General features: G+C 59.5%; 12 protein-coding genes. All 12 read right to left on the bottom strand.

Translation table 11 applies throughout. From position 1 onward, the window contains the following. Positions 1 to 77 precede the first annotated feature (77 nt). The 12 genes from ffh to ACLI1T_RS07530 all read right to left on the bottom strand — a co-directional run bounded on the left by ffh (position 78) and on the right by ACLI1T_RS07530 (position 16,863). Positions 78 to 1,718: a signal recognition particle protein gene (ffh, locus tag ACLI1T_RS07475; protein WP_284900001.1), complete on the bottom strand. Its 1,641-nt coding sequence runs from the start codon at positions 1,716 to 1,718 to the stop codon at positions 78 to 80. Between the two features lie 51 nt (positions 1,719 to 1,769). Next, positions 1,770 to 3,902, bottom strand: a complete 2,133-nt coding sequence (locus ACLI1T_RS07480) for a [protein-PII] uridylyltransferase (RefSeq protein WP_349886435.1) — start codon at positions 3,900 to 3,902, stop codon at positions 1,770 to 1,772. A 6-nt stretch (positions 3,903 to 3,908) separates the two neighbouring features. Next, positions 3,909 to 4,247 (bottom strand): P-II family nitrogen regulator, encoded by a 339-nt coding sequence (locus tag ACLI1T_RS07485; protein WP_023022932.1) that lies wholly within the window; start codon positions 4,245 to 4,247, stop codon positions 3,909 to 3,911. A gap of 228 nt (positions 4,248 to 4,475) precedes the next feature. Next, the gene (locus ACLI1T_RS07490) at positions 4,476 to 4,844 is read right to left on the bottom strand and encodes a Na+/H+ antiporter subunit G (RefSeq protein WP_005283678.1); all 369 of its coding nucleotides are present in this window, start codon (positions 4,842 to 4,844) and stop codon (positions 4,476 to 4,478) included. A gap of 3 nt (positions 4,845 to 4,847) precedes the next feature. Then, on the bottom strand, positions 4,848 to 5,138 hold the full coding sequence (locus ACLI1T_RS07495; RefSeq protein WP_005278611.1) for a cation:proton antiporter: 291 nt from the start codon (positions 5,136 to 5,138) through the stop codon (positions 4,848 to 4,850). Then, the gene (locus ACLI1T_RS07500; RefSeq protein WP_411702317.1) at positions 5,135 to 5,668 is read right to left on the bottom strand and encodes a monovalent cation/H+ antiporter subunit E; all 534 of its coding nucleotides are present in this window, start codon (positions 5,666 to 5,668) and stop codon (positions 5,135 to 5,137) included. Before ACLI1T_RS07500 ends, ACLI1T_RS07495 begins: the two co-directional genes overlap by 4 nt. After that, positions 5,669 to 7,210 carry a monovalent cation/H+ antiporter subunit D family protein gene (locus tag ACLI1T_RS07505; RefSeq protein WP_005278607.1) on the bottom strand — a complete coding sequence of 514 codons (1,542 nt, stop codon included), beginning with the start codon at positions 7,208 to 7,210 and terminating at the stop codon, positions 5,669 to 5,671. Beyond that, positions 7,210 to 7,686 (bottom strand): sodium:proton antiporter, encoded by a 477-nt coding sequence (locus tag ACLI1T_RS07510; protein ID WP_005278605.1) that lies wholly within the window; start codon positions 7,684 to 7,686, stop codon positions 7,210 to 7,212. The genes ACLI1T_RS07505 and ACLI1T_RS07510 overlap by 1 nt, the downstream gene beginning before the upstream one ends. Then, positions 7,686 to 10,667: a DUF4040 family protein gene (locus ACLI1T_RS07515; RefSeq protein ID WP_411702318.1), complete on the bottom strand. Its 2,982-nt coding sequence runs from the start codon at positions 10,665 to 10,667 to the stop codon at positions 7,686 to 7,688. Before ACLI1T_RS07515 ends, ACLI1T_RS07510 begins: the two co-directional genes overlap by 1 nt. Before the next feature lie 250 nt (positions 10,668 to 10,917). Then, positions 10,918 to 12,960, bottom strand: a complete 2,043-nt coding sequence (ftsY, locus tag ACLI1T_RS07520) for a signal recognition particle-docking protein FtsY (protein WP_411702319.1) — start codon at positions 12,958 to 12,960, stop codon at positions 10,918 to 10,920. A gap of 54 nt (positions 12,961 to 13,014) precedes the next feature. Next, the gene (gene smc, locus ACLI1T_RS07525; RefSeq protein WP_411702320.1) at positions 13,015 to 16,527 is read right to left on the bottom strand and encodes a chromosome segregation protein SMC; all 3,513 of its coding nucleotides are present in this window, start codon (positions 16,525 to 16,527) and stop codon (positions 13,015 to 13,017) included. A gap of 57 nt (positions 16,528 to 16,584) precedes the next feature. Continuing rightward, positions 16,585 to 16,863: an acylphosphatase gene (locus ACLI1T_RS07530; RefSeq protein WP_349852719.1), complete on the bottom strand. Its 279-nt coding sequence runs from the start codon at positions 16,861 to 16,863 to the stop codon at positions 16,585 to 16,587. Between the last annotated feature and the right edge of the window lie 17 nt (positions 16,864 to 16,880).

The following is a 16,880-nucleotide window of genomic DNA, read 5'->3' on the forward strand; positions in this document are numbered from 1 at the left end:
GCACAAAGGTGGCCCATTACCTGTAAGCAATGGGCCACCTTCTATTTATGTCTCTGCCTATTTATGTCTCTGCGCGGCTACTTTTTACCCTTGCCAAAGTTGAGGTTATCGAGGTCGATATTCTCCATGCCTTTGGGCATCTTGGGCATGCCGGGGATCTTTCCACCGCCAAGGCCACCGGCACCGCCGGCGCCGCCCATTTGCTGCTGCAGCTGCTGTAGCTCTTCCATCGACGGCATACCGCCGCCCATGCCCGGCATACCGCCCGGCATCTTGGGGCCGCGGTTGCCACCGCCGCCCTTGCCCTTCTTGCGCTTGCCGTTTTTGCCCTTGCGGCCCTTGGACTTCTTCTTGGTGGCAGAGCGACCGCCACCGCCCATGCCAAATTGCCCGGCCATCTTGGACATCATCTTCTTGGCCTGGTTGAAGCGCTCGATGAGCTGGTTGACCTCGGACACGCTCACACCGGAACCATTGGCGATGCGCTTGCGGCGCGACGCGTTCAGAATCTTTGGGTTCTCGCGTTCTTCTGGGGTCATACCGCGGATGATCGCCTGGATGCGGTCCAGCTGCTTTTCATCCACCATGGCGGCCATCTCATTCATCTGCTTGCCGCCAGGCATCATCTTCAGCAGGTTGCCAATCGGACCCATCTTGCGGATCATCAGCATCTGATCAAGGAAATCATTCAGCGTGAGCTCGCCGGAGCCCAGCTTGGAGGCTGCTTCCTCGGCCTTCTGGTGGTCCAAGGTGGCTTCCGCCTGCTCAATCAGGGAGAGCAGGTCACCCATGCCCAGGATGCGGCTGGACATGCGCTCTGGGTGGAAGACATCGAAATCATCGAGCTTCTCACCGGTAGAGGCATACAAAATCGGCTTGCCGGTGACCTCACGAATGGACAGCGCTGCACCACCGCGAGCGTCACCATCCAGCTTCGTGAGAACCACGCCGGTAAAGTCCACGCCATCGCGGAAGGCCTCCGCCGTTTGCACGGCGTCTTGACCAATCATGGAGTCGATGACGAACAGGACTTCATCCGGGTTTACGGCATCGCGAATATTGCGCGCCTGCGTCATCAGGGTTTCATCAATGCCCAGGCGGCCGGCGGTATCGATAATGACCACATCGTGCTGCTTTTGCTTTGCTTCAGCAATACCGCGCTTGGCGACGTCCACCGGGTCCCCGTGCGAGGTGCCCATCTCGTGGTCATTGGAGTCCAGGGAGGTACCTGGGTCTGGAGCGAAGGTCGGAACTTCCGCGCGCTCGCCGACGATCTGCAGCTGCTGCACCGCTCCTGGGCGCTGCAAGTCACAGGCCACAAGCATGGGGGTGTGCCCCTGCTTCGTGAGGTGCTTGGCCAATTTACCCGCCAGGGTGGTTTTACCAGCACCCTGCAGGCCGGCCAGCATGATCACGGTCGGTGGGTTCTTAGCCAGGTTCAACCGGCGGGTTTCGCCGCCTAGGATCTCAATGAGCTCCTCATTGACGATCTTGACAACTTGTTGGGCGGGGTTGAGTGCCTCGGATACTTCCGCGCCGCGGGCGCGTTCCTTGATGCGCTTGATAAACCCGCGCACCACCGTCAGAGAAACGTCAGCTTCCAGCAATGCCAAACGAATCTCACGAGTCGTGGCGTTGATATCCGCCTCAGTTAATTTGCCCTTGCCGCGCAGGCCCGCCAGGGCTGACTGTAGGCGGTCTGATAGTGAGTCAAACACTACGGATGCGCTCCCTTAAATTAGATCGATCTAAAGTTCAATTATTCAATCTTAGTCCCTAGCCAGGGCCCTGGTCACATTCCCCACCACCTGGGCGCGCGAAACCGAAGCGCCAAAGAACACATGCACAATCATCGTGGCACCCAGGATCTCATGGCGCAGCCACATAAACTCCGGCAATGCCTCCACCAGATAGCCCAACGCGCCTATTCTCTCCACGGTGCGAATCTCCAAAATGCCGCCCACGTTAAAGGCCGCCGTCGTGGGCTCACCTGCGATATCGGGAAGCTCGGTGTACGTGCGCGAATTATAAGACTGGATAAACCTATCCGGTTCCGCAGCCTCTCTAAGTGTCTTTTGCACGGTGCGGATGACAAACTCCGCCTGATAACCGCTAGCATCACCGCGCACGAAATTGGCCCGCACAATGGTCCACCCCAGGGCAGAAATCAGCGCAAAAATGCGCTTAAACTCTGCTTTATTGGCACCAGACCAGGTCACGGTGACCACTTCCTCTTGCCAATCAACCGCAAGCCCTACCCCATGCTCGTCCTGCGGAACCCGGACTAAGGGGCGGGTCACTATGCGCGGCTTATTTGCCTCCAAGGCCCGGGCGACGATAAGGGCCTGTGCTTGTGCGGTGCGAGCGGACCACACCCCAGGGCCCGTCGATAAGGCATCCGCCTTGGATAAGGTAGCAAGCAACGAAATGGTCAATTGGTCATAATGACACGCATTTAATAGGGCATCGCGCGCGGCATCCGAACTCGGATCCATCGTCGCCGCCAATCGCGCCAGGGTCGTATGCTCTGCCACCACGGTTTGTACGCGGGAAATATCAGCAAGATTAAACCGCATGCGGGCGGCCTGCCGCGCCACCAACTCTGCCCCTACTTGCTCGTGCGGACGGTCATGCCCCTTGCCCAAATCGTGATACAACGCGGCCAAGAGGAGAAGGTCCGGGCGGGCCACCGAGGTTCGTACCTCGGCGCAGCGCGTCACGGTGGCAACCAAGTGGTAGTCCACGGAATGCATGTGGCTGCGTTCCCTAGGAAGTAATCCGCGCACATGACCCCATTCGGGGACCAAGCGCTCCCACAGCCCATAGCGATCCAACTCGGCAATCACCCGTGGGGTATGAGATGGCGAAGACAAAATGGCGAAAAAGTCATCCACGGCCGCCCTCGGCCACCGCTCCGGCGGGGGCGGTAACTCCTGCAGCGCCCTCCATGTCATCGCAGAAACGGAATAACCCGTCCGCGCTGCGGCCGCCGCAACTCGGGTCAACAGCCATGGATCCCCACGATTGGGTGTGCGGGCTAGGGAGATCACGGCGCCATCGGCCACGACATCCACGTCAAGGGGCCTGCGCACACGGTCGCGCCCCTGCGCCGGACCAGCGCCCCGGCTACCCAAAACGCCGCGGGCAGTGGCCAAGCTACGCTCTACCGCTTCATCGACAGCAGAAGCCGCAGTAACCAATGCCGCCGTGAGCTCGTAGCGGCTGCTGAAGCCCAATTCATCAGCGACATCTGCGGCAAAGTCCGGATCCAAAATATCGCGGTGCCGGCGAGCCTTGACGTGCAGCAGGGTCCGTGCATCGAGTAACAACCGCCGCTCTTCTTCCAGCGCAGGAAGATCGCACAGATTTCCTAGGGCTAAAGCGCGCAGGAGCTGAATATCGCGCAATCCCCCGCGCCCGTTTTTTAAGTCCGGGTTAGTCATGGTGGCAACGGCGCCAGAACGGTTCCACCGTGCGATGGCGGTATCGACGAAGCGGTCAAACCCCCGCTGCAGCTGTCGACGCCACGCGTGTAGGAGGCGTTGACGGGCGTCATCGACAAGCGGCTTCTCGCCGGCGATATACGTCAGATCCAATTGTGCGAAGCCAGCCGAGGTGTCCTGCAAGGCTATTTCGGCGCACTCCTGCGGGGTACGCAGGGCGAAATCCAGCCGATACTTGGCATCCCACACCGGATACCATAAGTCCTCTACCAAGCGGGGATCTGGCTCGTAATCCTCCGGAAAGATCAAGATGACATCAATATCGGAATAGGGAGTCATCTCCTGCCTGGCTAAAGAGCCAGTTGCAGCTAGCGCCGTGTGCGGCGGCAGATCTAAATCCTGAAGCAGGCGCACCGCCGCGTCATAAGCCTCGCTGCGAAGAGCGGATGCTGCCACCATTTTTGCTTAAAGGGCGGTCTCGCCGCGCTCCCCGGTGCGGATACGGATGACGTCTTCTACCGGGGTAATCCAAATCTTGCCATCGCCAATCTTGCCGGTATAAGCGGCATCCACGATGGCGTCAATGAGCTCTTCCACCTGGTCATCAGCGGTCAAAACTTCTAGTTTCACCTTGGGTACAAAGTCCGTCGCGTATTCGGCGCCGCGGTAGACCTCGCTGTGCCCACTCTGTTGCCCAAAGCCCTGGCTTTCGGTCACTGTAAGGCCGTGTACATCCTGCTGTTTTAATGCCTCCCGGATATCCGGCAGAGTAAACGGCTTAACGATGGCGGTAATTAGTTTCATTTAATCCTCCTGAAGAAAAGTATAAGTCGGCGGCCAGGCGCGGCGCGGATATGCTGCGTTCTAGTCTAACCCCGCACAACTTCCGAATGTGCCCGAATTACAGTTGCAGCCGGTAAATTAAGGCTGGATCCGCTGCTGTACGCACCGCATCTGCCCAAAAGAAACGCGGGCCGTACATCCTCCATGGAGAAAGTACGAACCCGCGCTGCACACTAGGGAAGGATAACCCTAGATTTCGTCTTCATCAGCGTAGACGGTCTGAATTTTCTCATTATTGTGTTTGGCGTGTTTAACGTCAGTAACCGCAACACCGTAGATGGAACGCCCCAGGTAGAACGAACCCACCGAGCCGATAATCCAGACACCAAAGCACGCGATGAGGCCCTTGATAAGGAGGCCTAGTGAAAAGCCATCCTGCCCAAAATCCACTACTAGCTTGGCGAGGATGATAAGCGGCACCGCCAGCCCCACGGTCGGGCCCATCAGGTTGGCACGGGTCAAGGCATCCGGTGCGCGCCACAAGGAAACCACCGTTGCCACCACAAGGATGGTCGCCACAATGAGCAGAACCGAAGCAATAATCTCGTAAACAGCCATGGCTTATCGCCGCCCTTTCGAAATGATGCGGGCCATAGACAAGGTCGGCAAAATACCGGCCGCGATGGCGCCAATTAGGGCAATGTCATAGGCCAATGGGGCGTTGTTAATCATTGACCATCCGAGGTACATGCAGATCATGCCATAAAAGACGATATCTGACATCACCGCGCGGGTGAGCTCATCGCGGGTGCGCAGTGCCAATAGCACCCCGCACCAGGCGGCCCCGCCCATAATGAACACGCACACCAGTACAACCCAACCGAATGGGGACAATGTTGCAAAATCAATCATCGGTCGGTCTCCTTCCTGCGTTGAATTTTCCGGGCGAGGTGCTTGGGCTTTTCGACGTCCGCCTGCCTCTCCGAAAGCGGAGTGTCCTCCGCCCGCGCGAGATCCGGTGAGCGCATATAGCGGCCGAGCGTATCCAAGGGGAATTCGTAGAAAGCCTCATCGAGTTCCGTCGTATCCCCTTGCCCAGGCACGCCATAGTCGATGCTCTTGACGCGCGGGGCCAAGTGCTCTTCCATATCGGCTAAGTCAGCCACAATCGCCGCAGGATCGGAACCCTGGACCGCTTGTACTAGCACGATGCGGGGCAAGCCCTTCCGCGGTGGTTCGCGGAGCCCCAAGGACAGCGTGCCAGGGGTAGCGGTGATGGACGAGGTGAACCAGAAAATCTCCCAGGCGCTGGTAACGCGCAGTGGATACCGGATGATCACCGGGTGGTATTCGTTATCGGGCTTAAATGCTGACATCGCCAGGGTGAACCCAGCAACGAAAATCTCCTTGATGAGCCAGAGTGCATAAGCTACGGCATGCATTTATCGGCCCTCCTGAATGTCATCGATATTAGGTAGTGCGGCTGAATCATCACCCAAGATGGTGTCAGTATAAGCCGTCGTGTCCAGCAGTTGCTCGGCTGCGGTTTCCACCGCATCAATAACCACGCCGGAGAAAATGAACATGCCCAGCGAGACCAAGATGAGCGCTGCGGAAGGCGCCATCAGCTTCTTGCGGATGATGAGCTCATCTGGAACCTTGTCCGAGGGCAAATCGTGTCCCCAGAAGGCTTCGCGCCAGACGCGCAACATCGCCAAGAATGCGGCGAAGGAAGCAATGATGATGGCGGCAATCGCAATCCAGGCCCAAGCGCCACCGTTGCGGGCGACCTCGAAGACGATCATGAGCTTGCCCCACATGCCGGAGAATGGCGGGAAGCCCACCACGGAGAAGGCACCGGCGGCAAAAATCCAGGCGATGATGGTATCGCGGCGCGCGAGGCCGGATAGCTTGGTCAAGTCACCCGTACCGTAGGTCTCTTCGATGGCACCGGACGCCAGGATCAACGAGCCAACGGTCACCATGTGGTGAATCGTGTACATGATACCGGCGGCCAGAGCGCGGCTTGGGTCTTCCGAGGTAAAGGCCAGCATCACCAAGATGAACGGCATACCGTTGAGCATCTGGTAACCCAGCACGCGGCGAATGGTCTTTTCGGTCAGACCACCAAAGGCGCCGATCATCATCGAGATCAGCATGAGGACGATGATAAGGACGTTCCACCGCTGCTCGAGATCGAAAAGCTGCACGTACAGCCGGTAGAGCATGTAGACGGCGACCTTCGTGTGCAGGCCGGAGAAAAGGCCCATCACCGCGGCCGACGTGCCTGGATAGGTACGCGGTAGCCAAGACTGCACCGGGAAGACACCGGCCTTGGCGGTAATCGCAATAAGGATAATGCCCGCGGCGACGGTCACCGGACCGTTGCCAGCGGCGGCCCCCTGCAGGGCAGCCAGGTTGACCGAGCCGGTGACGGAATAGATATAACCGACACCAACCACCAGCAGCGTGGAGGCAAAAAGGTTAACGAGGACGAACGCGCGTCCTGCCGCCAAGCGCGACCACGTGCCCGACATGGTGATAAGGCCGTAGGACGGCAGCAGCATGACCTCAATGAACACGAAGAAGTTAAAGAGGTCAGCGGTCAGCAGCGCACCGCACACACCAGTAATAAGGATCAGGGTGAGCGACGGATAGTAACGAGATTTCGTCTCCCCGCCCACGATGGCGAACCAGTTAGCACCAAAGGCCACGATCATCGTGGTGATGATCATCAGCGCGGAGAAGGCGTCCGCAACGAGCGGAATACCCACATTGCCTACGTAGAGGCCCACGGTATGCGCCACTACACCATTGTTCATGGTGTAGATCAACAGTCCCAGGCCGGCGAAGACACCGACCCCGGGAATGATGAGCATGATCGCATCGCGGACGGCGCGCCACGGCGCCAGCAAGGCAAGAGCCGCGGCAATGAGCGGAATGCCCGGGAAAAGCGGAAGAAGTTGGGCTACAACATCAGCCATTATTTTTCATCCTCCTTCTTCCTATTTACCCCGCGCTCAGCCACGGGGGTGTCGTGGTCTACCCGGCCAATGCGATCGAGCTCATTCGCGGACTCTTCCAAGATCGCACGGTTCTGGGCATCGCGGCCCAAGGTAGAAAATGCGTGATCGATGGTGTTGTCATCAACGGGTTCAACGACATCGGTGTCATCATTTTTGCCCATTGCAGCCATGGTCAACAGGATGGTCGAGGTTGCCATGGAAATAACAACTGCCGTCAGAACGAAAGCCTGCGGTAGCGGATCGGCCATCTGGTCATGAGGTACTTCCGAGGGAAATGCTTCGCCTCGGTAGGAGTACACGCCAGTGGCCAACAAGGTCAGGTTGGCACCGTGGCCGAATGCCATCATGCCCAACACAATGCGGACCAAGCCGCGTTGCTGAATGAGATAGACGGCGCCACCGATGAGGATGGCGATAGTTAACGCGAGAATCATTACTTCTCCCCTCCTCGGTTGGCGTTAGAACGGCGACGTTGCTTTGTCTTTGTCTTTGCCTCTTTGGGGCTGAGCAAAGCGAGCGGATCCGTCGACGGGTTGATTGGGTCTGGATACGGATCGTCCGCATCCTCAACGGCAATGCGCGGCGTGGCCGGCAGGGCCGAGTCATCGTCATGAATCCACGGCAGGAAGTCCCGCTCGGTACCTGGCCTGAGGTAGCCGCCCAAGGCGTTGATGGCCATCGTGAGCATGCCCAACACGGCCAGGTAAATACCGAGGTCAAAGATGAGGGACGTCGTCCAGTGCTGGCCAAAGGCTTCGCCGTGCAGGGCGGTGAGGAAACCACCATTGCCAAAGCCGTCGTGCCAGTAACCAATAAAGCCTGCCAATAGCGCCGTAATGATGCCAATGCCGGTGAGGTGAACTGGGGTCATCCGGCCGAAGACAATTTCATCGGAGCCGCGGGACAGGTAGGTCAAGCCAATAGCCGCACCCATGATGAGCGCCGCTGGGAATCCACCGCCGGAGGAATTGTGCCCGCGGAAGAACACGATGACGGACATGATGATGAGCAAAGGAATGACGATATTGATTCCCTTGCGCAGCGGCACGGAGTTCAGCTGCGACTGACCGAATGGCGCTGGGCGCGTACCCGAGCTGAACGGGAAGCGCGGCAGCGTCGTGGTAATGGCTGCGATAACGACGGCGGCCATGCCCAACACGGACAGCTCGCCCAAGGTATCGAGTGCACGGAATTCCACGATGATGGTGGCCACGACGTTATCGCCACCCGTGATATCCGGTGCCTCGTCGAGGTACCACAGCGCCAAATCCGAGCGTTCGTGGCGGCCCATCAGGCCCCACACGCCGAGGAAGGCCGCGATACCGGCCAATACGGCGATAACGATGGAGCCTACCCTGCGGGATTTATCCGTAACCGGCTGGAAGGTCTCCGGCAGGTAACGCAGCACCATCATCATGACGACCACGGACAGGGCCTCCACCATGAACTGCGTCAGTGCGACGTCCGGTGCACCCAAGAGGAACATCTGCAAGGTAACGCCGGTACCTGCGATGCCGATCATGACGGCGCCGGTGAGGCGGTTCTTGGTGCGAACCAGCCCGAATACGGACAAGGCAATGATGCCCAAAGGCAGCAGGTCCCACGGGTTGTCGAGCCCATCGACGCGCGGCTGCAGCGGTACGCCGTCGACGCCCTCACCAAACAAGGTAGTACCGGCGAGGACGATAATCACGATGACAATCGGCAGGATGTGCCGGGACGGGTTGTGGGAATCGGACATCTTGCCCAATACCTGGCCGAGCTTGGCGCAGCCATCTTGCAGGCTTTGCAGGAGCTCGTTGCCGCTGCGCGGCATGAAGTTCCGGCCCTCGAAGGCCGGCCACATCTTCTTGCGGACAAAGAGACCAGCGATACCGGCCACCAGCACGAGAATCGAGGTGATGAATGGCACGTTGATTCCATGCCATACCGCAAGGTGAGAATGCGTTTCCATGCCCACGGCGCCAACGGCATGCTCCAAAGGCTCATCGAAAATACCCAGGACGAAGACGAGCGGCAGGGACATAAAGCCCGGTAGCGCAGCAGGAAGCCACAGGGCAACTGGGGCTTCGTGGACATCGTCCATAGAGCGCGGCCCATCGAAGAATGCACCGAAGACGATCTTTGCCGAGTAGGTGAAGGTAAAGAACGCACCGATACCCGCCACGGCAAGCAAGATTGCTTGGCCTGCGCCGCCAATGGGGGCATCCTCAAAGGCGGTAAGCATGCCTTCCTTGGACACGAAGCCCAGCAGCGGAGGAACCGCAGCCATGGAGGCGGCGCCGATGACGACAGAGCCAAACGTCCACGGCATCTTATTCCACAGCGGGCCAAGGCGACGGATATCGCGCGAACCCGCTTCATGGTCAATGACGCCGATGAGCATGAAGAGCGAGGACTTAAAGAGCGCGTGTGCCAGGGTGTGCACCAGTGCTGCCCCAATAGCGAACGGGGTACCGACACCGATGGTGGCCACAATCCAACCCAGGTGAGACACGGTGGAATAAGCGGTCAACTTCTTCAAGTCCGTCTTTTGCACCGCGAATACCGCGGACATAACAGCCGTGCCCATACCGACGACGATGAGCACCCAGTTCCACACGGCGACATCGTAGAAGATCGTGGAGAAGCGAATAAGCAAGTAGATGCCCGCCTTGACCACGGCCGCGGCGTGCAGGAACGCCGAGACTGGCGTCGCAGCAGCCATAGCTTCTGGCAGCCAGAAGTGGAATGGGAATTGAGCGGACTTGGTAAAAGCAGAAGCCGCGATAAGCACGGCAACGCTCGCGGTCACGCCGGGGCGTTCATCCCATACCGAGGATGCGAGGATCTCAGAAATGGTGGTCGAACCGGTGGTCACTGCGGCGATGCCCAATGCCGTCAATAGCGTAAGGCCACCGATAAAGGTCAGGATTAAGGTGCGCTGCGAACCTGCCTCTCCCCCGGAGCCAGAACGCGCAATGAGCATGAAGGAAGCCAAGGAGACAAGCTCCCAGGCGAGGAATAGGACAACAACGTCATTGGCCAGAACTAGCAACAAGATGGACAGCGTGAACGCCGTCATCAATGTATAAAAGCTCGTATTTCCCTCATTTTTCGGGAGATACGCTGCCGAGTACGTCAACACGACAGCGCCAATGACAAGAGCCAACATGGCGAAGAAGATGCTCAATGCATCTCCACGCAGAGCGAAACTTACATCAACCCCCGGTGCAATAAAATCGCGTACCCAGGTGGCTTGGAAACTGAGTTCCTCCCCCGCTGCAATGGCAGAAAAATCCTTAGCAATGAGCACCGCTGCGATGAGAAAGAGGACGGCTAATGGATAGCCCGCCTGTCGGTCCATGACCTTTACGGTCACCGGTGCCAAGATCACTGCCAATGCTGCGAGGAGGACAGCAAAAAGTAGCGTCACGAAATACTTGCCTCACGAACCTTGGTCTTGGATTGGTGCGAATTTCGCACCGAATCACTAAATACAGCCCTACCAGATTACCATTGCTCACCAACTCAATGCAGATCACAGCAATCCACGGCTCCCCATGCTCGCAGGACATACCTGCAAGGCACATAGGCGCGAAAACTCCCCAGCACCCGCGGCTCTCTCGCTTTTGTAAGCAGCCGGGGTACTGAGGAGTTATCTAAAACGATTGAGAGAGAAGACCCTATTTCTCACCTAACAAGGCATCGACGAATCCTTCGACTTCAAATGGCGCAAGGTCATCGGCGCCCTCGCCCAAGCCCACAAGCTTGACTGGAACGCCCAGCTCCTCTTGCACCTGGAAGACGATGCCGCCCTTAGCCGTGCCGTCCAGCTTGGTAAGCACCACGCCGGAGATGTCCACTACCTCGCGGAAAATGCGGGCCTGTGCCAGGCCGTTTTGGCCCACCGTGGCATCGAGGACCAAGAGAACCTCATCAACCTCGGTCTTCTTTTCTACAACGCGCTTGACTTTGCCCAGCTGATCCATCAGGTCGGTCGAGGTGTGCAGGCGGCCGGCCGTATCAACCAAGACGACATCGACCTGCTGCTCCACACCGGTGGCCACGGCGTCAAAAGCCACGGAGGCGGGATCTGCGCCTTCCTTGCCACGCACGGTTTCGGCGCCCACGCGGCGTCCCCACGTTTCTAGCTGGTCCGCAGCCGCAGCACGGAAGGTATCTGCTGCACCCAACAGGACGCTGTGGTCCATCGATACGAGGACGCGGGCGAGCTTACCGGTGGTGGTGGTCTTACCGGTGCCGTTGACGCCCACGACCATGACGATGGCAGGCTTGCCGTCATTAGGCATCGCCCGAATGGAGCGATCCATTTCTGGGTGGCAGGCCTCGATGAGGCATTCACGCAGCATCGCACGCGCTTCTTCTTCGCTTGACACGCCACGCTCAGCGATCTTGTCACGCAGAGAATCGGTGACCTTCATCGTGGACTTGGTGCCAAGGTCCGCCATGATGAGGGTATCTTCGATTTCCTCCCAGGCGTCTTCATCCAGGTCTCCGGCGGAAAGGATTCCCATCAGTCCTTGGCCGATGGCGTTCTGGGAACGAGAGAGGCGGCCGCGCAGACGGCCGAGGCGGCCTCCCGCCGGAGCGATGTCCTCGGTGGGCTGGGCCGCCGCAACAGGTTCGCCATCTGGTACCGGGGTTTGTTCCTTAGCTGCTTCCGCAGCATCCGTTTGTGCATCGGCTGCAGCCGCAGCCTCTTCAGCTTCTTCGTGGTTATCGACGCGTTCTTCGATGTGGTCTGCGTCTTTATCATCCACCACCTCGTCAAAGACCGGGGATTCATCCTCTACCTCGGCGGCCTCAACGGATACAACGTCTTCCGGGTCTTTTTCTTCATGGTGCGGCTCGCCGCGGTGGTGGTCGTCCGCGCTATCTGCCGCGGGCTTCTCAGCCGCAGCTGGGGTGGAGTGCTCGCTGTCCTTTACTTCTTTATCCTCTACTTCCGCCTTTCCGGAAGCAGGTGCGGAAGCTTGCGCGGAATCCGGCTTGTCAGAATGATCCTTCGCCTCATCTGCGGCAGACTCCTTGCGATCCGCAGAAGCTGCAGCAGCAGCGGCACCGGCTCCCCCAGCGGCGGCCGCTGCTGCGGCCGTTCCGGTAGCGCCCTTGCCTTCAGGCTTATCCGCCACAGGCTTGGATTCCGGTTCCGGAGTGGAGGCTGGCTCGGACTCGGCCTTAGCTTTATCGCCAGCGCCGTCATCTTCTGCAGGTTGCTCAGGTTCTGCAGGCTTCTTTGGCTGCTCACCGGCCGCAGGTTCTTGACGCTGCGACTCTTCCTGCGTGGCTTCCTTTTCGGATGCAGCGTCCTTGTCCTTAGCCGGTTCAGGCCGCTTGGCTGCCGGTGGCTCTTCGCCATTGAGCTGCGCGTTGGCGATATCGGTAGCGCTCGGGTTCGATTGCTCCGTTTTCTCCGAAGGCGCCGGCTGCTGCTCCTGCTTAGCCTGCTGCGGTTGGGTCTGCCGTGGCTTCTCCTGCGCTACCTTTTCGGGGTCTTTTGGGCCCGCTGGGGCAAAGTTGAAGCCGGACTTCGCCTGGTAATTGCCGGACTTTTGCTCTTGGGTTAGCTGTTTGGGCTCTTCTTCCTTGGGTTTTTCGAAAGAAACCTTCTTGGATTCACCGCGCTTTTTGCCGATTGCAATGAAGACGACAATCAGCACAATGACAACGATTGCTATGCCGATCCATAACCATAAAGAATTCATGCCTCTATAGTGCCAGCCTTTCGGACTTGCGGCACATAGGGGCGGCGAAATCTTCTATTCCGTTGATTGCGGTGCATCAACTCCAAGCCGCGTCGCATCCCGGCTTGCTTGCTCGGCTCCCGGCGCGAGTCCGGCTGGATTCATGCGCTGGGAAATGACCCGGGTGATGCCATCGCCGCGCATGGTCACGCCATAGAGGACATTGGCCACATCCATGGTCGGCTTTTGGTGCGTGATGACAATGAGCTGGGAATCCTTCCGCAGTTCCTCGAATAGGGCGATGAGGCGGCGCAGGTTGACATCATCAAGCGCTGCCTCGACCTCATCCATGACATAGAACGGGCTGGGGCGCGCGCGGAAGATTGCCACGAGCATGGCCAGCGCGGTAAGGGATTTCTCGCCGCCGGAAAGCAGCGATAGGCGCTTGACCTTCTTGCCTGGCGGGCGGGCTTCGACCTCGATGCCGGTGGTGAGCATGTCTTCTGGCTCGGTAAGGATCAACCGGCCCTCCCCACCCGGGAAGAGGGTATTGAATACCTTGGGAAATTCCGCTTCCACATCGCGCCAGGCATCGGTAAAGAGCTGCAGGATTTGCTTATCCACGTCCGAAATCACCCCGGCGAGATCCTGGCGGGCTTGGATGACATCGTCTAGCTGCGTAGAAAGGTAGCTGTATCGCTCTTCCAGTGCCTTATATTCCTCCAAGGCCAAGGGGTTGACCTTGCCCAAGGAGTTCAAATCCTTTTCCGCCTGATGCAAACGCGACTTTTCCGCGCTGCGGTCAAAGTCTTCGCCCGGGGTGAAATCGCGCAAGAGGTCAGCGATGGCGATACCCAGCTGTTCGCCAATCTTTTTCTCCGCTTCATCTAGGCGCACCTGCGCCTGCGAACGAGCCAGCTCTGCTTCGTGCGCCCGCGCCGTTAGCCGGTCGCTATGTTGGCGTGCGGCCGATACCGCCTGCTTGGCCTGCTGCAATTGGGAATTTAAGGAGTTGCGCTCGTGGACAAACTCATCGCGCTCAGAGGTGGCGCGGCTTAAAAGCTGGTTCGCCCGCGCGGCCAAATCCTGTGCATGCCGTGCCACTGCTGATGCCAATTGCCCCTGCGCCTTGCGGCGGGCCATCGCCTGTTCATGGCGGGCCTTTGCTTGGCGCTCGTGTTGAGCCTGGCGCCGCAAATTATCGGCCTTGCCGGCAACTTGACCCACGCGCTCTTGCGCCGAGCGGGCCGCGACTTGGGCCTCCATTTCCATGGATTTTACCTCTTCCAGCGCGGCCGAGGCGGCATCCCTATCGGCGGACGAGGGCTCGTCTGGTTGATCGTCGGCATCGACGCGGGCGAGCCTATCGCGGGCATCGGCAAGCTCCTGGTTGGCTTTCTGCAGCCGGATCTCGATCTCGGTGGCGCGCTGCGCGGACTTTTCCAGCTCCGCCTTATTCGCCTCATACTGCTTCTCCAGGCGGTGATGATCGCGCTTCCAGGCATCGACTTCGGTATCGTGCTCCCGCAACGCGGCCTTGGCGGACGCAGCCGTCACGCGGGCATCCTCGGCGGCAATCTTTGCCCCCTCCAAGGTGCCGGAAAGCTCGTGCAGGGCTTGATTTGCCTGCTCTAGCTCCTCTTCAGCTTCCGCGATGCGGGCGGAGACCTCCACCGTGGACGAGGAACCGGTGCCGACCTCGACCCAGCCTTCGCCGATGACAACCCCGGACGCGGTCACGGCGCGCAGGCGCGGATCCTCGGAGACGAGGCGCCGGCCGTGGGCAAAATCGGGGACGAGGACGACATCGGCAAGCAGCCTGTGCAACGCCGCCGACACCGCAGGTTGGACCGATATGTGGTCCAGCAGCCAGGAGGTCTGCGGCGGCAAATCGGCATCGACGCGCCACGAGCTCGCAGGCGCGGTCGCCGCCGCATCCAACAGCGCCGAGCGCGGGCCCTTTTCCAAATCCGCAATCAACCCTTCGGTCAGCTGACCCGCCTGTGCCTCTGCGAAGGTGCCCAAGGCGGCCGCAACCGCTGACTCGTAGGTCGTAGAAATGTATGCGGCCAATGGCTGGAATTCCTCACCTACCTCGACCGGCTCAGGGATAGTCTGGGATAGCGTATCGATGCGGGACCGCAGCGTATAGACACTGCGCTCGCGCTCGCGCTGGGCATCGCGGAGCTGGTCCAAGCGCTTATCAGCAGCGCCCGACTCACTGGCGGCCCGGGTATGCGCCTCCTCCAAAGGCTGGCGCTCTGCGGCATAATTATCCAACTTCTGCGCTACCTCAGCGGCCTCTGCCTGCGCGTTCTGAGTGCGTTGCTGGAGCGAGGCCACGGCCTCTTCCTGCCGCGCCAACTCCTCTTCTGCGCTGGCCACCTGCCCCGCGGCCTTTTCCTCGGCGGCAAAAAGGCGCACAACTCCCTCGCGGCGGTCCGCAATGGCGCGCACCTGCGCCATATGCTCGTGCTCTGCGGCCTCGAATGCTTGCCGACGCTCCGCTACTTCCTCCCTGATGCTTTCTAACCGCTCCGCAGCTTCTTCTGCCGCTTCCAAGAGCTCCTCGTGCTCCTCGTCCGCGCGCGTCGCCTTGGCCTCAAGATCATCTGGATCCTGGCCGGCATAGGCGACCTGGGACCCGGCATTATCCGCCCGCTCCTCTGCGATTCGCTGGGTCGCCGCAATGCGCTCGGACAGGGTGGAGAGATCAAACCACAGTTTTTGGGCGGCTTCTGCCTGCGGGTTGACTTCCTCTAGCTGGGTTTCCAGCTCCATTTGGTGCTCGGTCGCCTCTTCGAGCTGTGCCGTGGTCTCTTCTACCTGGGTGGATAGGGCCGTCGCGGTGCGCTCGGCATCAGAAAGCTTCTGCCGCAGGCCGACGATGCGGTCTCCTGCCAGGCGCAGTCGCGCATCGCGTACGTCTGCCTGCACCGTCGCCGCGCGCTGGGCGGCTTCTGCCTGCCGCGCCAAGGGCTTGAGTTGTTTTCCCAGCTCATCGGTCAAATCTTGCAGGCGATCCAAATTGGCCTGCATGCCCGTAAGTTTGCGCTGGGCCTTTTCTTTGCGGCGGCGGTGTTTGAGGACGCCGGCGGCTTCCTCGATATAGGAGCGGCGATCTTCGGGGCGAGATTCCAGGATTTCAGAAAGCTTGCCCTGCCCCACGATGATGTGCATTTCCCGACCAATGCCGGAATCAGAAAGCAGTTCCTGGATATCCATCAACCGGGCCTTTGCCCCGTTGATTTCGTATTCGCTCGCGCCGTCGCGGAACATGCGGCGGGTCACAGAGACCTCGGAGTACTCGATGGGCAGGGCACCATCGGCATTATCGATGGTGAGTGTGACCTCGGCCCGGCCCAATTGCTTGCGGTCGCCAGCCCCAGCAAAGATGACGTCTTGCATCTTGCCGCCGCGCAGGGTCTTTGCGCTAGCCTCTCCCATGACCCACGCAAGGGCATCAACCACGTTGGACTTACCGGAACCATTCGGGCCGACGACGGCGCAGATGCCCGGCTCAAATTTGAGAGACGTCGCCGACGCGAATGACTTAAAGCCTTTGAGCGTCAGCGATTTCAGGTGCATTTGGGATAGTGTAGCAAGCCTTTAAGAAACGAGCTGGAGCCACCATTGGGTTGGCTATTAGCGCTCGACAAAGCCGCTTTCGCCCTTTGCGTCCGCCCACTGCTCGACCACCAAATCGACGCTGCCGGGACGGCGGGTGGTGCTTGGTTGCTCATTCAACAGTTCCAAGAGCTTCTCGCAGTCTGTGCGCGGGCCCTCAGCAACAACCTGCACGCGGCCGTCTGCCAGGTTGGTCGCATGCCCAGAAAGGCCTAATTCCAGAGCGCGCGAGCGCGTCCACCAGCGAAAGCCCACTCCTTGCACGTTGCCGTGCACAAAAGCCGTCATTCTTTCCATGTCACTGCACCATCCTC

The organism is Corynebacterium tuingiense, from assembly GCF_046718165.1.
Lineage (GTDB): Bacteria > Actinomycetota > Actinomycetes > Mycobacteriales > Mycobacteriaceae > Corynebacterium.